The sequence below is a fragment of the Nocardia sp. KT25-26 genome, from assembly GCF_056627695.1.
Genome location: NZ_CM152813.1, coordinates 71,928 through 90,880 on the forward strand (window position 1 = coordinate 71,928; position 18,953 = coordinate 90,880).

Annotated in this window: 15 protein-coding genes; 7 read left to right on the plus strand and 8 right to left on the minus strand. The window is 70.4% G+C overall.

The features are described 5' to 3' along the window. Nucleotides 1-98: 98 nt before the first annotated feature. On the plus strand, nucleotides 99-269 hold the full coding sequence (locus tag AC1HFH_RS00340; protein WP_480245422.1) for a DUF2613 domain-containing protein: 171 nt from the start codon (nucleotides 99-101) through the stop codon (nucleotides 267-269). Continuing rightward, nucleotides 250-4,515 carry a DUF3367 domain-containing protein gene (locus tag AC1HFH_RS00345; RefSeq protein ID WP_480247987.1) on the plus strand — a complete coding sequence of 1,422 codons (4,266 nt, stop codon included), beginning with the start codon at nucleotides 250-252 and terminating at the stop codon, nucleotides 4,513-4,515. The genes AC1HFH_RS00340 and AC1HFH_RS00345 overlap by 20 nt, the downstream gene beginning before the upstream one ends. Here the strand turns inward: AC1HFH_RS00345 and AC1HFH_RS00350 are convergent. Further along, nucleotides 4,404-5,606 (minus strand): acyltransferase family protein, encoded by a 1,203-nt coding sequence (locus tag AC1HFH_RS00350; RefSeq protein ID WP_480245423.1) that lies wholly within the window; start codon nucleotides 5,604-5,606, stop codon nucleotides 4,404-4,406. The two genes, AC1HFH_RS00345 and AC1HFH_RS00350, sit on opposite strands and share 112 nt — an antisense overlap. 146 nt (nucleotides 5,607-5,752) lie before the next feature. Here AC1HFH_RS00350 and pgfA point away from each other — a divergent pair, with 146 nt between their 5' ends. From pgfA to AC1HFH_RS00365, 3 genes are all read left to right on the plus strand, one after another. Then, nucleotides 5,753-6,943, plus strand: coding sequence for a cell envelope lipid trafficking protein PgfA (gene pgfA / locus AC1HFH_RS00355; RefSeq protein WP_480245424.1), 1,191 nt, complete (start codon nucleotides 5,753-5,755; stop codon nucleotides 6,941-6,943). Between the two features lie 129 nt (nucleotides 6,944-7,072). After that, a complete protein-coding gene (locus AC1HFH_RS00360; RefSeq protein WP_480245425.1) occupies nucleotides 7,073-7,315 on the plus strand; it encodes a hypothetical protein in 243 nt (80 codons plus the stop codon). Next, a complete protein-coding gene (locus AC1HFH_RS00365) occupies nucleotides 7,315-7,746 on the plus strand; it encodes a TA system VapC family ribonuclease toxin (protein ID WP_480245426.1) in 432 nt (143 codons plus the stop codon). Before AC1HFH_RS00360 ends, AC1HFH_RS00365 begins: the two co-directional genes overlap by 1 nt. Nucleotides 7,747-7,749: 3 nt before the next feature. Here AC1HFH_RS00365 and AC1HFH_RS00370 read toward each other — a convergent pair whose 3' ends face one another. The 5 genes from AC1HFH_RS00370 to AC1HFH_RS00390 all read right to left on the minus strand — a co-directional run bounded on the left by AC1HFH_RS00370 (nucleotide 7,750) and on the right by AC1HFH_RS00390 (nucleotide 15,849). Then, nucleotides 7,750-9,351, minus strand: a complete 1,602-nt coding sequence (locus AC1HFH_RS00370; protein ID WP_480245427.1) for a polysaccharide biosynthesis protein — start codon at nucleotides 9,349-9,351, stop codon at nucleotides 7,750-7,752. Between the two features lie 493 nt (nucleotides 9,352-9,844). Beyond that, nucleotides 9,845-11,260 carry a wax ester/triacylglycerol synthase family O-acyltransferase gene (locus AC1HFH_RS00375; RefSeq protein ID WP_480245428.1) on the minus strand — a complete coding sequence of 472 codons (1,416 nt, stop codon included), beginning with the start codon at nucleotides 11,258-11,260 and terminating at the stop codon, nucleotides 9,845-9,847. Then, nucleotides 11,257-12,288 (minus strand): alpha/beta hydrolase, encoded by a 1,032-nt coding sequence (locus tag AC1HFH_RS00380; RefSeq protein WP_480245429.1) that lies wholly within the window; start codon nucleotides 12,286-12,288, stop codon nucleotides 11,257-11,259. Before AC1HFH_RS00380 ends, AC1HFH_RS00375 begins: the two co-directional genes overlap by 4 nt. Before the next feature lie 517 nt (nucleotides 12,289-12,805). Next, nucleotides 12,806-14,575 (minus strand): MmpA family trehalose lipid delivery protein, encoded by a 1,770-nt coding sequence (locus AC1HFH_RS00385; protein ID WP_480245430.1) that lies wholly within the window; start codon nucleotides 14,573-14,575, stop codon nucleotides 12,806-12,808. A gap of 107 nt (nucleotides 14,576-14,682) precedes the next feature. Then, the gene (locus AC1HFH_RS00390; RefSeq protein ID WP_480245431.1) at nucleotides 14,683-15,849 is read right to left on the minus strand and encodes a glycosyltransferase family 4 protein; all 1,167 of its coding nucleotides are present in this window, start codon (nucleotides 15,847-15,849) and stop codon (nucleotides 14,683-14,685) included. Nucleotides 15,850-16,052: 203 nt separating this feature from the next. Here AC1HFH_RS00390 and AC1HFH_RS00395 point away from each other — a divergent pair, with 203 nt between their 5' ends. Further along, nucleotides 16,053-16,772, plus strand: coding sequence for a class I SAM-dependent methyltransferase (locus AC1HFH_RS00395; protein WP_480247988.1), 720 nt, complete (start codon nucleotides 16,053-16,055; stop codon nucleotides 16,770-16,772). Here AC1HFH_RS00395 and AC1HFH_RS00400 read toward each other — a convergent pair whose 3' ends face one another. After that, on the minus strand, nucleotides 16,773-17,072 hold the full coding sequence (locus AC1HFH_RS00400) for a hypothetical protein (protein WP_480245432.1): 300 nt from the start codon (nucleotides 17,070-17,072) through the stop codon (nucleotides 16,773-16,775). A 209-nt stretch (nucleotides 17,073-17,281) separates the two neighbouring features. On the opposite strand from AC1HFH_RS00400, the gene AC1HFH_RS00405 reads away from it, so the two are divergent. Continuing rightward, nucleotides 17,282-18,727: an aldehyde dehydrogenase gene (locus tag AC1HFH_RS00405; protein WP_480245433.1), complete on the plus strand. Its 1,446-nt coding sequence runs from the start codon at nucleotides 17,282-17,284 to the stop codon at nucleotides 18,725-18,727. On the opposite strand, the gene AC1HFH_RS00410 is transcribed toward AC1HFH_RS00405, so the two are convergent. Further along, nucleotides 18,724-18,918 (minus strand): hypothetical protein, encoded by a 195-nt coding sequence (locus AC1HFH_RS00410; RefSeq protein WP_480245434.1) that lies wholly within the window; start codon nucleotides 18,916-18,918, stop codon nucleotides 18,724-18,726. The two genes, AC1HFH_RS00405 and AC1HFH_RS00410, sit on opposite strands and share 4 nt — an antisense overlap. Nucleotides 18,919-18,953 lie beyond the last annotated feature (35 nt).

The window sequence follows — 18,953 nt, forward strand, 5'->3', positions numbered from 1 at the left end:
CCGGCACCGGTCCCGCCCGACGGCTGCCACACCGGAACACACCTGCTAGGTTTGGCCGGAAGTACGCCAGCCGATCGAACCCGAATTGGAGTGCCGCAATGAAGTTTGCCGTTCCCGCTGCTGCCAGTGCGGTCGGCGGCGCCCTGCTGGGCGTGATCGCCGTCTTCGGCATCACCGTGGCGATGCAGCAGAACTCGGTGCCTTCGATCGACCGCAGCGGCGACGCGGACTCCTCGCTGCTCAACGCCCCTGAATACGGCAGCCGCTGAGCCGTCGCCGCGCGCTGACCCGGGGTCGGCGACCGCCCCGCTGGGCCGGGCCTGGCTGCTGGGCACGACCGTCGTCGCCTTTGCGCTGACGTTCCTGCAGGCGCCCGGCCTCACCGTCGCCGACACCAAATACGACCTCGCCCAGAATCCGCTGGGCTTTCTGGCGCGGGCTTCGCACCTGTGGAGCAGCCAGGCCCCGATGGGCCAGGTGCAGAATCAGGCATACGGCTACTTCTTCCCGCACGGGGCATTCTTCTCGGCGGGACATCTACTGCACATCCCGGCCTGGGTGACCCAGCGGATCTGGTGGGCGCTGCTGTTGCTCGCCGGATTCTGGGGCATCGTCCGGCTGTGCGAGACCCTGGGGATCGGCTCGCGTGGCTCCCGGGTCATCGCGGCGACCACGTTCGCGCTGTCGCCGCGGGTGCTGACCACCCTGGGCTCGATCTCCTCGGAGACGCTGCCGATGATGCTGGCGCCCTGGGTGCTGCTGGCACCGGCGGCGCTGGGGGTCCGGCTGCGCATGCGGCGGGGCGGGGCCGCCTCGCCCGCCGGGAGCGCGGCCGCGCTGGCCCTGATGGGTGCGGTGAACGCGGTGGCGACGGTGGCCGCCTTCCTGCCCGCTCTGTTGTGGTGGGCGAGCTATCGGCCGAACCGGCGCTGGTGGCGGTTCACCCGGGCCTGGATTCCGCTGCTGGTGCTGGCCACCTGCTGGTGGGTGGTGCCGCTGCTGCTGCTCGGCAAGGTCAGCCCACCCTTCCTGGACTACATCGAATCGTCCGGCGTCACCACGCAATGGGCCGCCCTGAGCGAAGTGCTGCGCGGCACGGACAGCTGGACGCCGTTCGTCTCGCCGGAACGCATCGCGGGTGCCGTGCTGGTCACCCAGCCGGCCGCGGTGCTGGCCACCGGGCTGCTCGCCGCGGCCGGGATGGCGGGTCTGGCCATGCGCACCATGCCGCATCGCGGACGGCTGGCGCTGATCCTGCTCGTCGGTCTGACCGGCATCTGCATGGGATATGTCGGTGCCCTCGGTGGGCCGTTCGCCGAATCGGTCCGGGTCTTCCTGGATTCCGGCGGCGCCCCGCTGCGCAATGTGCACAAGCTGGAGCCACTGATCCGGCTGCCGCTGGTGCTGGGGCTGGCCCACCTGCTGGCCCGGGTACCGCTGCCGGTCTCGGTGTCGTGGCCACAGTGGCGCAGCGCGTTCGCCCACCCGGAACGGAACCGGATGGTCGCGGTCGCCGGCCTGATCCTGGCGGCGCTGACGCTGGCCACGTCGCTGGCCTGGACCGGCCGGCTCGCGCCGCGCGGCGCCTACGACCAGGTGCCGGCCTACTGGGAGCAGACCGCCGACTGGCTGGCGGACAACGCCGCCGACACCCGGGCCCTGGTGGTGCCGGGCGCCCCGTTCGGCAGCCAGATCTGGGGCCTGACCCGCGACGAGCCGCTACAGGCACTGGCGAGCACCCCGTGGGCGGTCCGCGATGCCGTACCGCTCAACCCGCCCGGCGCCATCCGGGCGATGGATTCGGTTCAGCGGCTGATCGCGGACGGCCGCCCGTCCACCGGATTGGCGGCGACCCTCGCCGATCAGGGCATCGGCGTGCTGGTGTTACGCAATGACCTGGACCCGGAGACGGCCCGGTCGACCCTGCCGCTGCTGGCACACCGCGCCGTCGAGGGCTCGCCCGGCCTGACCAAGGTCGCGGAGTTCGGCGACCTGGTCGGCCCCCGGCCCGGCGATGCCGGAATGGTGGTGGACGGCGATCTGCGCCCCGCCTATCCGGCGATCGAGATCTACCGGGTGACCACCGAGCCACCGGGCACCCCGGCGACGGTGCAACCCGGCACCGGTGCACCCGACCGGTTTCCGGGCGCCTACACCGTCCCGCTCGCCGATGTCCCGGTGGTCCACGGCGGCCCCGAGGTCCTGGAACGGCTGCGCCGGGACGGCCTGCCACCCGAGGCCCCGGTCCTGCTGACCGCCGACGCCGTACGCGCCGGTCTGGCACCCGGACCGACCCTGATCACCGACACCCCGATGGATCGGGAGACCGATTTCGGGAAGGTGGACAACCACAACTCGGCACTGCGTGCCCCCGAGGACGCCCGCCGCACGCACAACCTGGTGCCCGACTATCCGGTTCCCGGCACCGAGCCGGTCCGCGGCGACTGGACCGGCGCCACCGTCACCGCCTCGAGTTCAGCGGCCGACGCCACCCAGATCGGTGGATCCGCACCGGGCAGCTCCACCGCCGCGGTCGTCGACGGTGACGAATCCACCGCCTGGATCAGCAACGGCGCCGAACCCGCACTGGGCCAATGGCTTAGGCTCGACCTGGACGACCCGATCGACTCCGGTGTCCTGACGCTGACCACCAGTGCCGCCGCCATCGGCGATCCGGTGAAATGGCTGGAGATCCGCACCCCGAACGGCACGGTGTCGGCGCGGGTCACCGAACCCGGCGACCCGCTGTCGGTCGCACTCCCGGTCGGCCGCACCGAGTGGGTCCAGATCACCGCGGCCAGCACCGAAAGCGGTGGCACCGGTGGTCAGTTCGGCATCAGCGAACTGTCGCTGACCGACCACAGCCGACCGGACGGGCGGCAACCGGTGGACATCCGCCACCACACCGTGCTGCCGGAACCGCCCGCCGGAATCGAGGTCACCGGCTGGGATCTCGGTCAGGAATTCCCCGGGCGCGGCGCCTGTTTCGACGGTCCCGACCGGGTGCACTGCAGCAAGGGGATGGCGCTGCCCGCGGAGGAACCCGGACTGTTCTCCCGGACCCTGGCGGTACCCGCCCCGATCTCTGTCGCCCCGGAGCTGACCGTCCGGCCGCGCCAGGGTCCGGCGCTGGAGGCGCTGCTCAGCGATCCGGCCCGGCCGGTGGCCCGCGGCGCCGCCGACGTCGGCGATCTGCGCGGCGCCGCCTTCGCCGCCACCGACGGCGACCCGCGCACCACCTGGACCGCGCCGGAGGACGCCATCCGCACCGAGACCGGACCGAAACCGACCCTGGTGCTGGAACTCCCGCAACCGACCATGGTGACCGGCCTGGATGTCACCACGTCACTGGGCGGGCTGCCCGCCACGCCCACCGCGGTCGCCATCGATCTGGGTGCCGGTCCGCAGATCCGGGAACTGCCCGAGCGCGAACACGGCGAACCGGCCCGGATCGAACTGCATCCGACGGTGACCGACCGGATCGAAGTGAGCGTGTACCGCTGGAATCCGGCGCTCGACCGCACCGCCCTGGGTTTCGTGCTGCCGCAACCGCCCGGTATCGCCGAGATCGAGGTGCTCGGCGCCGACACCGCGAACCGGCACGGCTACCCCGTTCCGGCGCCGGGCGATCGGCTGATCACCGTCGGCTGCGACACCGGGCCCACCGTGGTGTTCGGCGGGCACACCATCCGCACTTCGGTCACCGCGACCGCGGAGGAGTTCCGGTCCGGCACTCCGGTTCCGGCCGTGCCGTGTGCCATCGATCCGCCGCAGCCCGGCTTCGGCGCACCGCTTCCCATCGGCTCGGTCGAAGTGAATGTCGCTCCCGGCGAGCTGTTCTCCGTCGACCGGCTGCGGCTCACCCGCACCGATCCCCCGGTCCCGCCCGCCCCGGACCGCCCCGGCGAGCTGCTGGTACTGCCGCTGAGCACCAACGTCGGGTGGTCGGCGCACACCGCCGACGGCCGCGAACTGGAGCCGATCGTGGTGAACGGCTGGCAGCAGGCCTGGCTGGTCCCGCCCGGCAGTTCCGGCCCGGTCACCGTGTCGTTCCCGGTGGACCGCTGGTACCGCACAGCCATCTTCGGCGGCCTGCTGCTGCTGATTCCGCTGTTCCTGGCCGCGCTGTTCCGGGGCCGGCTCCGCGACGCCGGCCCGCGACCGGACACCTGGGGCAATCGGCTCATCGGCGGTGCCGGCGCGACGGCCGCAGCCACCCTGATCTCCGGTCCGGTCGGCACCGGTCTCGCACTACTGGCCCTCGCGGGTGCGGCGTGGCGACCCCGGATCGCCGCGGCCGCGGCACCGTATCTGGCCGGCGCCGGCACCCTGGCCTCCGCCGCGGTGCTCTCGACCGGCACCTGGCGTTCCGGGCAGCCGTATCTGGGCGGTTCGGTCTGGGCTCAGCTACCGGCATTGATCGCCGTGGTCGTGGTGGCCGTGGCCGCGCTGCCCCCGGTCCGCCGCTCACGGGCCCGCACCCAGCGCCGCACCGGTTCCTCCACGAGCGCATAACTCGCGGCGGCGAGCGGCAGCGTCAACCCGACGGTCAGCAGCAGCACCTGTCCGAAGTTGCCGGTGTAGGGCACCAGCCCGAACACCGGGAAGACCACGGTCAGCACGGCCAGATGCCAGAGGAACACCCCGTAGGACCAGCGGCCCAGCACCGCCGCCACCGGGGACTCCAGCCAGCGATGCGGCGCGGCCTCGGGGGGCCGGAGCACCAGGGGCGCGAGCAGCCCGAAGCCGATCACCGCGCCCAGGGCCATCTTCACCACGTACTGCCACGGTTCGGCCCGTTCCAGGCCGCCGGGTCCGGCGAGCTCGGTGGCCGAGAGCAGAAAAGCCACCAGCGCGATCGCCCACATCAACGGCTGATTGCCGCCGAGCCGGTACCACCACACCCCGCGGCGGGCCTCGTGGATCAGTTCGGCGAGCAACATTCCGGCCGCGAACCAGGGCAGATAGCCGGGCAGCCAGTTGTCCGCGTGAATGGCGTCGGGCGTGGGCACCGGCAGCAGATTCCAGCCCAGACTCACCGCCGCCAGCGCCAGCACCGCCGGGATCCGCCACCGGGCGGCAGTACCCCTGGCCCGCACCAGCGCCCACGCGAGCAGCGGGAGCACGAGATAGAAGGCCATCTCCACCGAAAGACTCCACATCTGGGTGAGCCCTTCGGTGAGCGTCAGCGGCACGAACACCTGCAGCAGCAACAGATTCGACAACCACACCCGCAGGTTGGCGCTCTCGGCCGCCCCGGGAAGCAACAGCAGCACCGCGAACACCACGACCCAGTACGCGGGAAGAATCCGGGCGGCGCGATGCCGCAGATAGCGCCCGGCCGGCGGTGCGGGCCGCAGTCCGCGGGCCGCGGCAGCATGCGGCCGCCACAGCAGGAAACCCGACAGTGCGAAGAACACCGCGACCGCCATATCGAAGCGCTCCCAGATCGGCCCCAGCACCGGGGTCCGCGTCGCGCCGGTCTGGAAGGCGACGTGGGTGAGCAGCACGCCGAGCGCCGCCATTCCGCGCATCCCCTCGAGCGCCGGAACGAACATGCGCGGCGGTTGTGGTCTCCGGGAACTGACTGCGGACGGTGCGGACATCGTCACCAGTCTGCCCTAGCCGGGAAAATACCGGCCTCGACAGGTTGTAGTGCCCGGCCCTGCTGTTAGTGTCAGGGCTCACGAGTGCCGTGGCCCGCGCCACGCCGCACCGGAACGACGGTCGTTCGACGACGAGGAGAGTTTGCATGGCACTGAGTGCCGGTACCAGAAGGACGGTTGCCTGCGTACTCGTGGGCCTCGGCGCGGCGTTGATCGCCGCCGCGCTGCTCATCCCCACCTATACCGTGAGCAAGCTGGCGAAGACTCCTCTCGACCTCGAGATCACCACGATCGCCGACAACCAGCCCGGTGAGGACAGTATGGTCCTCGACCGGACCTCGCTGACCTCCGGCGAGGGCCCGAAGGTCGACAACGACGTACCGCTGATCTCGCAGCGCTTCGTCACCATCGAGGAGCCGGCCGACGCCGATGTGCTGACCCTGCAGGTCGGTCAGACACTGCGGCGCACCGATGTCCAGGGCGACACCGGCCTGCTGTCGGCACTGATCGATCGGGTCACCATCGACCGCGTCACCGGTATGCCGGTCGCGAAGGAACCGAACGGCTCGATCGCGGTGAGCGCCGGCGGGGACGAGGCCAACGAGCCGGTCCAGCACGTCGGACTGCAGTACCGGTTCCCGATCGGCACCGAGAAGAAGACCTACCCCTACTACGATCTCAACGTCCGCAAGACCTACGACGTGAGCTTCGTCGAAGAGACCGAGATCAACAACACCAAGGTCTACTACTTCCGGATGACCGTGCCGCCCACCAGCACCTGGGACGCGGTGCAGGCACCGGCCAACCGGCTCACCCTGCCGGCCGCCGCCTGGGGCCTGGAGGGCGAGGAGCCGGTCACGATGACCCGCTACTACACCAACACCCGCGATCTTTGGGTCGAACCGCAGACCGGCACCGTGATCAAGGGCGGCGAGTCGATCCACCTGTACTACGGGCGCACCGCCGACGACCCCGATGCGGTCACCGCGCTGAAGACGCACCTGGTCTTCGACGAGGACACCTTGCAGTCGCAGCTCGCGGTTGCCGAGGAGAACACGGACAAACTGGCCCTCTACGGGCGCACGCTGCCGATCGTGCTCGGCGTCCTGGGTGTGATCGCGGTGATCGTCGGCCTGATCCTGGGCCTGCGCGGCGGCGGTTCGCCGGCCCCGGCCGGCCGGGGCACCGCACCGGCCGCCGGTGGTGCCGGCTCCTGGGCGGGCGACGACAACCCGACCACCGAGTTCGACGGCCCCGCCGACAACTCACCGACCACCCGGTTCGACAACCCCGGCGACTACGATCCGCCCACCGAGCAGATCGATAAACGCCTCTGACAAACTGCATCGACGGCCCCCGGGAATCGCTCCCGGGGGCCGTTTCGTATCCGCCGCCGCGCACACCCCGACAGCGGATCCACACCCACCTACTGACATCAGATCATCATCAAGCGTATGATTTGATGCATGCGGACGACAGTGACGCTCGATGATGACCTGGCGGTGCGGCTCGAAGACCTCCGGGCAGCCGTTGGCGGCTCCTTCAAGGACATCATCAACTCGGTGTTGCGACGCGGACTCGACGCTGCCGAGCAGCCACAACAGCACACCCCCGTCACGATCGATCCGCTACCGCTGGGCAGACGACTCATCGACATCGACGACATCAGCGAAGCGCTCGCCATCGCAGAAGGGGAAGACTTCCGCTGATGTTCCTGGTCGACGCCAACATCCTCGTGTACTCGACCGATCCGAACACACCTAAGCACCCGGCGGCCCGACAGTGGCTTCAGTCGGCTCTGGCCGGTCCCGGTCAGTCCGTCGGGCTGCCATGGCAGAACCTGCTCGCGTACCTGCGGATCGTCACCAACCCACGGATCTACTCGCCACCGGCACCGGTGGACGAGGCATGGAGCCGCGTGTCGGCGTTCCTCGACACTCCGGCGTCCTGGATCCCCCAACCAGGCCCGCGACATCGCCGCATCCTGGAACGCATCCTCGAAGACGTCGAGCCGACCGGCAACCTCGTATCGGATGCCCATCTCGCCGCCCTTGCGATCGAGCACGGCCTGACCGTGGTCTCCGCAGATTCGGATTTCGCGAAGTTCACCGATGTCCGATGGATGAACCCGCTCATCTGACGACTACGGTCGAGTCGCCGGGTGCGGGAGCGCGGGCTCGACGGGTGCGGAAGTGAATCGGAGCGCCGCCGCGGCGGCTACCACCGTGGTCAGCGTGGCGACGCAGACGGCGATGGTGATCATGCCGGGCACGGTGCGGGCGAAGATCAGGAGCAGGCAGACCTCGGCGGTCAGGCCGAACCAGCTGATCGCGGCCACCGCGGTGCGTTCCACCGCGATCGCCGAGAGCAGGGCGCCCTGCAATACCGCGAGCACCGCTCCGTGCAGGGCGAACAGCCACAGCAGGCCCTGGATCGGCGCGTAGTCCTGTCCGGCGAACAGTGGTGCCAGTGGGGCCGCGACCGCCGCCCCGATCACCGCGACCAGGCCGATCCCGGACAGCACCGCCAGGGCGTCGCGGATCGCCCGCGCCGAATGGGCAGGCTGCGCCATCCGCGGATACAGCACCACGCCGATCGCCTGCGGCAGCCAAAAAGCGATCTTGGCGGCAATGGCACCGAGGGCATAACGGCTGGCATCCGCCTCGTCGAGCACCATCCGGGCCACGATCAGATCCGCGGACGACAGCGCCATCAGTGCCGCTTGCACCTGCGCCGCCCGCAGCACCGCAACCACTCCGGGCGACGCCGGTCGCCGCCGGTCCGCAGCTCCGCCGACCGGTGCGGGGACGGTCACCGCGGCATCGGCGGATCGCCCGTCCGGTGCGGGAACAGTCACCCCGGCACCAGCTGACCGCCCGTCCGGTGCAGAAGCATCGGCAGACCGCGCGCCCGGTGCAGGAACGGTCACCGCGGGATCGACGGACCGCCCGCCCGGCGCGGGGACGTCCGCTGTGGCGGCGGCCCGCCCGTCCAGCGCAGAAACAGTCACCCCGGCATCGGCGGACCGGTCAGGCGGCGCGCAACGATGTCCGGCGGCACGGTCTTCCACCAGAGTTCCGGCCGATCCCGCGCCGGAGACAGCGGCACTGGGCGCCCCGGTGACCGGACGGTCGACGCCGGGTGCGGCGGATGCGAGCAGCGCCCCGGCACCCCGGGTGCGAACGATATATGCAACGAATGCCGCGATCCCGATTCCAGCGGCGGCAGCCCACAGCGCGGCGGCCACCCCACCGCCCAGCGCCAGCACGGTCACCGCCGGAACCACCCGGGCGACACCCGCCGCGCCGAGCACGACGGCGAGTTCCCGGAACCGCTGCGCCCCCTGCAGCATGCCCTGTTCACCGGCGAGCAGCACCAGCACCGGCGCGGCACCCAGCGCGGCCGCGCTCGCCACCACGCCGGTGTTCAGCAACAGGGTGACCGGCGCGACCAGCACCGCGACCACCGCCGCGACCAGCGCGGCACACCGCCACTGAACCGCCCGCAAGGCCCGTTCACTCGCACCCCGCACTCGTTCCCGGGCCAGCACGTTCTGCAGAGCCAGCGCCGGCACCGCACAGAGCAGCTGCACCGCCAGCAGGCTGGCGAATTCGCCGTACCCGGCCACCCCCAGCCACCGGCCCGCAAGCAATTGCAGCAGGTAACCGGCAATATTGGCGGCCATCGAACCGGCGGTAACCCAGGTCACGTCCGCAACGAGTGGACCGCGACGAGATACCGACATACCAGTCATCGTTGCACCCGTCACAGATTGCGACCGGCCCACCCCAAGCAGAAGCGGTCACCGGGCCGAGACACGCCGTACCCGGCCATCGGCCCGGAGCGGGCTGTCGCGGCGCCACCACAGCGGCAGTTGCCGATTCCCGACACTTTCGGCCGATATGGTCCCGAACCGGAATCCGCCGGATGAAAGTGTCGGAGTACGGCATCCGGCAAGATAGCCCGATGCGGCGAAGGTGGTTCGTCAGCACGCTGGCAGATCTCCCGCCGACTGTCGCGACGACCCGGCCGGGCCCCATCGACCGGACCGGAGCATCCGCTGCTGCTCACTCGACAGCGACAACGGCGGCACAGTTCCGGGTTGTGCCGAGCGGATGATCACCGGTCCGGGCCCGCCGAAAGTATTCGGCGCTCGTCGGTTCGGCAAATGCCCGGCATCAGGGGCCGGGCCGTCGCATCGCCGGCTGTGGCCGGCAGCGACGACTCCGGCGGATGGACTATGGCACGGACCGGCCGAGCGCCTGTACGAGTTCGCGGAAGGAGCTCCGCAGCAGGTCTCCGTAGTGGTCCGGATCGGGCAACACCGTTTCGGTCGTGCTGTAGGTGATGACGAGTTCGTCGCCCTGGGAGGTGATCAGGTGGCGCAGGCAGTCTCCGTCCAGCGGCGGGAGCACTCCGAGTACCCGCACCAGTGGTCGGCCGGCGAGTTCCAGACCGTCACCGGGCGATGGAACGTTGCTGATCGTGGTATTGGCCAACGGCACCGTCGCGGATTCGGCGAAGCTGCGCTGGGCGCGGGCCCAGCCGGCCAGGCGCAACAGCCAGGCCGGTGAGGTCTCGACGCGGGATTCGCGGCGTAGCACGGCAGCATCGGCATTGCGGACCTTCTCCCGCTGTGCCGACTGCCGGATGGCCTGCAGGCGCAGCACCGGGTCGGTGACATCGGTGTGCAGGTCCACGAACATCTGGCAGAGCCGATTGGCCGACTCCCAGTCGGCGGCGCGCCGCATCGACATCGGCACCATCGCGGCCAGCGAGCCGCCCGGCGGTTCGCCGTGTTCGGACAGATAGGCGGCGAGGGCCCCGGATACGGTTGCCAGCAGCAGATCGTTGACGGTGATCCGGACGGGTGCTCGGTCCCGTACCGCTCGCACCTCGGACAGCGCGAATTCGACTGTGCCGAAGGTCCGGATGCCCTCGACATCGCGGTTGAACCTGGTCGCCGGGCGGAGGGCGACCGGCTCGTGGAGTTCGCCGGCCGACACCCGAGCCCGGACCTCGCCCGCGGCCGACCGGGTACGGACCAGTCCGGCACCGAAGCGGACGACACCGGCCACGGCCGCCGCCGCGGTGCGAACCGGGGCAGGCAGTGGCAGGGCACGACCACCCGGGCTCATCGACGGCAGCGGTCCGGCAACGCGGCCGAACAGGGCGGCCTCGAGCTCCCGGGTGGCGACCCCGTCACCCATGCTGTGATGCAGTTTCAGGACGACCAGCGTCGCCGCACCGGGCAGGCCGGGCACCTCCTGCACCCGGGTCAGCACATGGATCGACCAGGGTGGCCGGGACAGGTCCAGCCGGGCCGCAGCGATCTCGGCGATCCGCTGCCGGGCGGCGGACCAGGTGTCCGCGGACAGCCGCTCGACCACCACATGGTCGCGGATGTCGACATCGGGCTCCGGTACCCAGGAGGGCAGGTCCAGGTCGAGCGGTACCCGCTGCAGTCGGCGGCGGAACCGTTCGGCGGTCCCGAGCCGTTCCCGGAGCCAGGAGACCACCCGCGCCGCATCCAACGGCCCGGCGAGCGAGGTGTGTTCGTCGAAGATATAGACCGCCACGACGTTCGACAGATGCCGGTCGGTCTCGTCGTAGACGAACACCGCATCGCGCGCAGCAAGTTTCAGCTCGCTCATACCGTCTCCAGGGAACGCGCGATCATCGGCCAGGAGGCGTGCAGATCGTCCTGCCAGTAGCCCCAGGAGTGTGTCCCGACCGGGCGGATGTTGTAGGTGATGTCGGTGCGGCCGAGTTCGGCGGTGCGCTGCGCGAGCCGGACCGTGCAGTAGTGGGCGGCCGATTCGATCAGGCCGCCGACGATCAGCTGGTCGAGAAGTTTGCGATTGCTGTTCTGTACCCGGGGGTTCGCCATGGTGTCGTGTGGCCCCGGCAGGCCGTTTCCGGTGGCGACGTAGATGGGAATGTCGGGCAGGCGGTCCGCCTGCAGGTAAGGGTCCCGTTCCCGCCACCGGCCGCCCTCGGTCGGCCCCCACATGTTCTCCGGGTCTGCGCCGCCGATCGCCAGGACCAGCGTGATGAAGGCCTGCCCCACCGGATCGCTGGTCATGGCGCAGCCGCTGTAGGCGGCCACACTGCGGTACCGGTCCGGCGCCTGGATCGCCAGGTCGAGCACGGAGGTGCCGGCCATCGAGATTCCGGCCAGGGCGGCGGCGCCCGTGGTGCCGAAGACGGCATCGATCACCGGCGGCAGTTCCTCGGTGAGGAAGGTCGTCCACATGTTCCGGCCGTTGTTGCCGAGGGTTTCGGCCAGGCCTTCGTCGGCTCGCTGCCAGTCGGTGTAGTAGCTGAATGCGCCTTCCATCGGGATGACGATGTTGACGTGTTTGTCGGCGAAGAAGGTCTCCAGGTCGGTCTGTCCGCGCCAGTTCGCCGAATCCTCGCCGCCGCCCGCTCCGTTGAGCAGGTAGAGCGTCGGTGCGGGGGTGGTGGTGTCGGCGGGCCGCAGCACCTGCAGCGGGATGTTGCGCGCCATTGCCGGTGAGTAGACCGAGATCTCGGCGAGTGTCGGGGTGATCGACGACATCTCCACCAGCCGCGCGGCCGGAGCCGCCGCAGCTTCGGGGGCGAGAACGGGTGCCGGCGCCGCCGCGAGGACGAGCGCACCGGCGGCCGCGACGAGACCGCGGCGGAGGTGGAGCTTCATGGAACGTGCCGCCTACCGGGATCGGGAACGAACGATCGGGGGCGGCCGACCCGCGGCCGCCCCCGATACCGTTGGCCTGGCTTACTTTCCGGGCGCAGGCGTGCCGCCGCTCAGCGTGATCAGTGCGTTCACGATGGTGGTGCCGGTTTCACCCAGGCTGCCGGCGCCCTGCCCCAGGATGTCGATGAGCGATCCCATGTCATTCTCCTAACTATGTCGGCAGATCCGTGTGTATGCCGACGATCTCGATTGATTCGGTGATCCGGCGTCAGCCGGTGATGCCCTCGAGCGAGCCGAGGAACACATCGAGCAGGCCATCGCCTGCGATCGCCGAACCGAGTGCGGGAAGCACCGCCGTGATCAGGTCACTCAGCGAACCCATGGAAAATCTCCTTCTGTGCAACGATTTCGACCTCTCGGGCCGGCCGAGCCGGAGAGGAAACATCACAGAAGTCGGCGCCGGTTACTGTGACTGGCGTAACATATCAACCGAGACATTATTTGACAATGGAATGTTTCATAGTGGATGTACTCGGCGGTCACGGGTGACCGCCGCCAACAGTCCTGCCCCCAGCAGCGTGGCCCACAGCAGGTGGGCGACGCCCGACAGCGCCCGATATTCCGCCGGCGGCCGCGCCGCGGCGCCCGGTACCCGATACAGCGACAGATCGGCGTCGCGGTATACCCGGTCCAACCGGGCCAGCGTGTCCGCCGACTCTCCCAGCGGACCGGGCGTGCCGTGCTCGACGAGCACCCAGACAACGCCCAGATCGGTCAGCGCAGTAACCGACCCGCCCGCGAGCAGCACTTCCTCCACCGCTGCCGCCCGGTTGCCCTCACCGGCGACGGTGTGCCCGCGCACCGGGAGCTCCCCGGTCTGCAGCACGCCCCGGGGCAGGATCCGCGGCGCCGGATCGAGCACCGGCTCCGGCCCGGCGAAATCGAACACCCGGAACATTCCGCCGGGCAGCACCGCCACGTCACCCGGCGCATCCAGCTCGGCCACCACCCGCGCCCATCCGGCCGGATAGTGCACCGGCCGCAGTACCCCGCCGACACCCCACGCCAGATCCGGCATCGGCAGCACCAGCAGCGCCATTGCGATCCCGGCGGCCACCCGGACCGATCCGGATCCGCTCCCGGGAGCACTGTCTGCGGAACCGAAGGCCCGCCGCAGCATCCGGCCCGCCACCCGGCAGGCCGCCGCAGCGCACAGCGCATATGCCGGAACGGCCAGCGCCACGTACTTCTGCGTATCGCGCAGCAAACCGGCCCCCGATACCCGGGTCATCAGCCATTCACCCAGCGCCGTCCCGGTGCCGGTCGCACCCAGCGCCGGCCCGGCGACCGCGACGAGCGCGATCAGCACCAGCACCCGGCGGGTCCGGCGGGTCTCCGGCGCCGGCACCGCACCGGGCAGATCGCGCCAGACACTGCGCACCCCCAGCAACACGATGCCCAGCAGCAGGACCGTGCCGACCAGCGCCAACAGAGTGGTCCGGGTCACCGGTACCGCATTCGCATTCCAGATCCCGCCGAGACCCGCGACACTGCCCAGCGTCCCCAGGCCGGGTTCGGCACGTGCTGCGAAGGCCGCGACCCCGGCCGGATCAGAAGGCCCCGCCCCGGCCCCGGACACTGCGGTCGCGACCAGCCAGGGCGCCGACGCGGCGAGCCACAGCAGCGCGGCTGGCGCGAGGGCACGCCACCCGACCAGCAGCAAGCCGACGATGCCCGCCAGCAGGGCGCCGGTAGGGGTGAGGCCTGCCGCAGCGAAACCGGCACCGAGCGCACCCCATTCCGCCATCGGGACCCGCTCGGCGCTACGACTGCGAATCCGGTGCGCCGCCAGGGCGACCCAGGGCAATGCGGCATACCCGGTGAGCAGACTCCAGTGCCCCTGCAACAACCGTTCGGCGACATACGGATTCCACACCGCCACCGTGGCGGCCACCAACTGCGCGGCCGGCGGCGCCCGGAGCAGTTCGCGAGCCAACACCGCGGCGCCGTAACCGGCCGCCCACAGGGCCACCAGCAGGATCGCCTTCACCAGATTCCCACCGTCGGCCACCGCGGACAGCAACGCCAGCAACGCATCCTGCGGCACCGCCCGGGGCGCGGCGTCCCCCAATCCGAGAGCAGTGTCGGTGAGATACGAGCGCGGCGTGCTCACCGCATCTCGCAGCAGCAGATACCCCGAACCGAGCAGCGGCCCCAGGATCACCACCGCGAGCACGGCGCAATATCCGGCGATACCGGCTCGCACCCACCGTCGCCGGTCTGCCACGCCCGAGCATCGTAGGAACCGCGGCGGGAACCGGCTTCCGGCGACGGGGCGGCGAACTCCGGCGCCCGGCTGCCGGGCCGATGCCCGACCCGGCTTCCGGGCGGGCATCAATCCCCGCCCGGCGTCACCAACCCGGCGACGAACTCCCCCTGCGCGGCGGCCGCGAGCACCTCGTGCACCCCGGCACCGGTCTGTTCCCAGGAGAACTCCCGGGCGCGGGCGCGGGCCTTCTCGCCGAGCACGGTACGGGTCTCGGGATCGGCGAGCAGTTCGGCGGTGGCGGCGGTCAGCCCGGTGACATCGTCGACCAGCAGGCCGGTGACGCCGTCGACGATCGAGTCGGTGAGGCCGCGGGAGCTGCGATAGCCGATGGTGGGCACGCCGTGCTGGGCGGCCTCGATGACGGCCAGCCCCCAGCCCTCCTTACGGGAGGGCATGACATGTACCCAGGCCCGGGCGAGCAGCTCGTGCTTGCGGTGTTCGTCGACGTGACCGTGAAAGGTGACCGCCTCGGCGATTCCGAGCCGGTCGGCGTGGGCGCGCAGATTCGGCGCCCACCAGCCGTCGCCGATCACATCGAGCCCGATCGCCGGGAACTGCTCGCGCAACGCCGCGACTGCCGTCAGCGCATCCTCGATCTGCTTGTGCGGCACCAACCGGGACAGCACCGCGACCCGCGGCTCGCCGGCCCGGGTGGCGGTGGATCCTGCGGGCAGTCCGGTCGGCACCGGCTCGGCACCGTTGCGGACCACCGCGATCCGGTCGCGGCCGACACCGAGCGCCGCCAACTCCTCCGCCGAAGGCAGCGAAACGGTGAGGTACTGGTTGTGCCGGTGTACCCGCGGCGACAGCCGGGATTCGATCCACCAGCCGATCCGGCCCACCAGCCGGCCGGCCACCGGCCACTGTTCCCGGTGGCAGTGGTGCACCAGCACCACCGAGGGAACCCCGGTGAGCGCCGCGAAGAACGGGATGCCGTTCTGGGTGTCGATGACCGCATCGGGCCGCACCCCGCGCAGCGGACCCAGCCCGAGCCGCCCGAACAGCAGCGCCGCCAGGGCCCGCGGGTACACGGTGAAGCGGCCGCCGCCGCGGCTGATCTCGATCCCGTCGATCCGCTCCCGCCGCGCGGCGCCCGGATACCGGGCGGTCCGCAGGGTCACCCGGATCCCGCGCGCGGCCAGCTCCGCGCCGACCTGTTCCAGATAACGTTCGCTGCCCCCGCCCTGCGGGTGCCCACTGTCTCGCCAGCAGAGCAGGAGGACTTCATGCACGGTGGAGCTTCTCTCGTCGGTTCCCGGGATTGTTCCGGCCCACCCTAGCGCCGAGCACCCCGACCAGGGGGTGCAACCCGCATGGGAGACTCGAGCGCGTGCCATCAGCCGCCTTCTCGGACCGCGCAGCCGCCGCACCCGCCCGAAGCACCAGGACACGGGGCAGTACCCGGTCCTCCCCGCGATTCGCGCGCCGGGCGACGCTGCGCCGTTCGCTGCGCCTGCTGAGCAGCTTCCGGTTCGAGCAGACCGACCCGGCCCGCTTCTACGGCGGCATCGCGACCGACACCATGCAGCTGATCGAGGACTGCTATGCCGACCTGACCGGCGCCGCGCTGGCCGGCACCACGGTGCTGGATGTCGGGGGCGGCCCCGGCTACTTCGCCGCCGAATTCGACCGCGCCGGAGCCCGCTACGTGCCGGTGGAGCCGGACCCGTCCGAAATGCATGCGGCCGGGCTCCGGCTGCCGGGGTCGGTACGCGGCTCCGGTATGGCGCTGCCGTTCCGCGACGACGCATTCGACATATGCCTGTCCTCGAATGTCGCCGAGCACGTCGCACAGCCGTGGGTGATGGCCGAGGAGATGGTGCGGGTCACCCGGCCGGGCGGGCTCATCGTGTTGTCCTACACGGTGTGGCACGGCCCGTTCGGCGGGCACGAGACCGGACTGTGGCACTACCTCGGTGGCGAGTTCGCCGCCCGGCGCTACCGCCGCAAACACGGCCACGAACCCAAGAACCGATTCGGCCGGTCCCTGTTCGCGGTCCGCGCTGCGGACGGTCTGCGCTGGGCGGATTCCACCTCGGCTACGGTCCGGGCCGTTTTCCCGCGCTACCATCCCCGCTGGGCATGGTGGCTGGTGCGGATTCCGATCGTGCGTGAATTCCTGGTCAGCAACCTGGTCGTGGTGGCCGAGAAGTAATCAGCCCAACCAGCTCAGCCTCGGCGCCCAACGTGATTCACTGCCCTGGACGACGCGGTCCCATGGCGATTCCTGGATGGCCAGGCCGACGGCTTCCAGCGTCGTCAGCCCGACTTGATCGGCGAGTGCGCGCACGGTTGCCACCGCCTCTGCGGCCTGGATGGCGGCCGCTGCCTGCTCCGTGGTGAGGGTCCGTCCCGGCAGGAACGACACCACCCATCCGCCACTGCCCACACTCTTTGCCTGATGGTCGGTCTGGTCACTGGTCATCAATGACCGGCCGATCACTTGCACCGCCATGACTCGGTCTCCCCAATCGCGGTAACGGTTCGATGAACGAGCGAGCTGATCAGTAGCTAAAGCATCCTCTTTTCGACACCGAAACGCAATAGTGCGTTTACCTTGGAAACGAACCGACGAGTCGGAATCTATGCCGGTCACGACGTTGCCACCGGCTTGAACTAGAACATGTTGCAGACAACCCGGGCAGAAAACTGTAACGTGTTCTCATGCACTACGACAGCCTGTTCATCGGCGGAAAATGGACCGCCCCGGCCGGTAGCGACCGCCTTTCGGTGGTCTCCCCGGCCACCGAGGAAACCGTGGGCAGCGTGCCCGTTGTCACCGAAGCCGACGTCGATGCGGCCGTCGCCGCCGCCCGGGCCGCCTTCGACACCGGACCCTGGCCGCAGACCCCACCGGCGGAGCGCGCCCGGGTGCTCACCCGGATGGCCCGGCTGATCGAGGAGCGTTCCGCGGAGTTGCTGAGCACCCTCACCGCGGAGATGGGTGCCCCGCAAATGGCCGCCATGACGCTCAACCAGATCCCGGCCGTGGCGGCCCTGGACACCACCGCCGCCCTGGCCGAGACCTTCCCCTGGCGGGCGGACCGCACCGGACCGTTCGGCATCACCCGGGTCTCCCGCGAGCCACGCGGCGTGGTCGCCGCCATCACCGCCTGGAACGTCCCCCTCTTCCTGGCGGTCAACAAGCTGGCCCCGGCACTGCTGGCGGGCTGCACCGTCGTCCTCAAACCGGCCCCGCTGACCCCGCTGACCACCAACCTGCTCGCCGACATCAGCGTCGAAGCCGGACTGCCGGACGGCGTGCTCTCGATCCTGCCGGCCGCCCCCGGACCCGGCGAATACCTCGTCGGCCATCCCGGCGTCGACAAGCTCACCTTCACCGGCAGCACCCCGGTCGGCCGCAAACTCGGCGCCCTGGCCACCGAGCAGCTCAAGAGCGTTTCCCTGGAACTGGGCGGCAAGTCCGCCGCGATTCTGCTCGACGATGTCGACCTGGCCACCGCGGTTCCGACGCTGGCGTTCTCCGGCCTGATGAACTCCGGCCAGGGTTGCGCGGCGCAGACCCGCATCCTGGCGCCGCGCAGCCGCTACGCGGAGGTTCTCGACGCCCTCGTCGCACACGTTCAGACCATGAAGACCGGCGATCCGACCGATCCGGCGGTCCAGCTGGGCCCGCTGATCTCGGCGGCGCAGCGCGACCGGGTGGAGGGTTACATCGCCAAAGGCAAGGCCGAGGGGGCGCGCCCAGTGCTCGACGGCGGCCGGCCCGCCGACCTGGATCGTGGCTTCTTCCTGGAGCCGACGATCTTCGCCGATGTCGACAACGCGAGCACCATCGCCCAGGAAGAGATCTTCGGGCCGGTCCTGTCGGTGATCCCCTACACCGACGAGGACGAGGCGGTCACGCTCGCCAACGACTCACAGTACGGCCTCGCCGGTTCGGTGTGGACCGCCGATATCGAGCACGGCGCCGACCTCGCGGCCCGGGTACGCACCGGCACCTACGCGATCAACTGGTACGCCTTCGACCCGACGTCACCCTTCGGCGGGTACAAGAACTCCGGCCTCGGCCGGGAGAACGGCCCCGAGGGCCTGGACTCCTTCTGCGAACAGAAGTCACTGCTGATGCCGCTGGGCTGGACCGGCTAGCCCTGCGGCATCCGGACCCGAAGCACCGGTTCCGAAGCACTGCACACCCCGCTCGGCATGTCGACCACGTCGACATGCCAGCCCGGGGGCAGCACCCGCTGCAACCGTCCGGCCACCCGCTGCAGCGGCGTGCTGCCGACGTCCATCACATCTTCGGTTCCGAAGCGGATCCCGGTCGCCAGATCGGTCATCGCCAACCACCTCTCGATGTCGGTCGCGGCGCGGC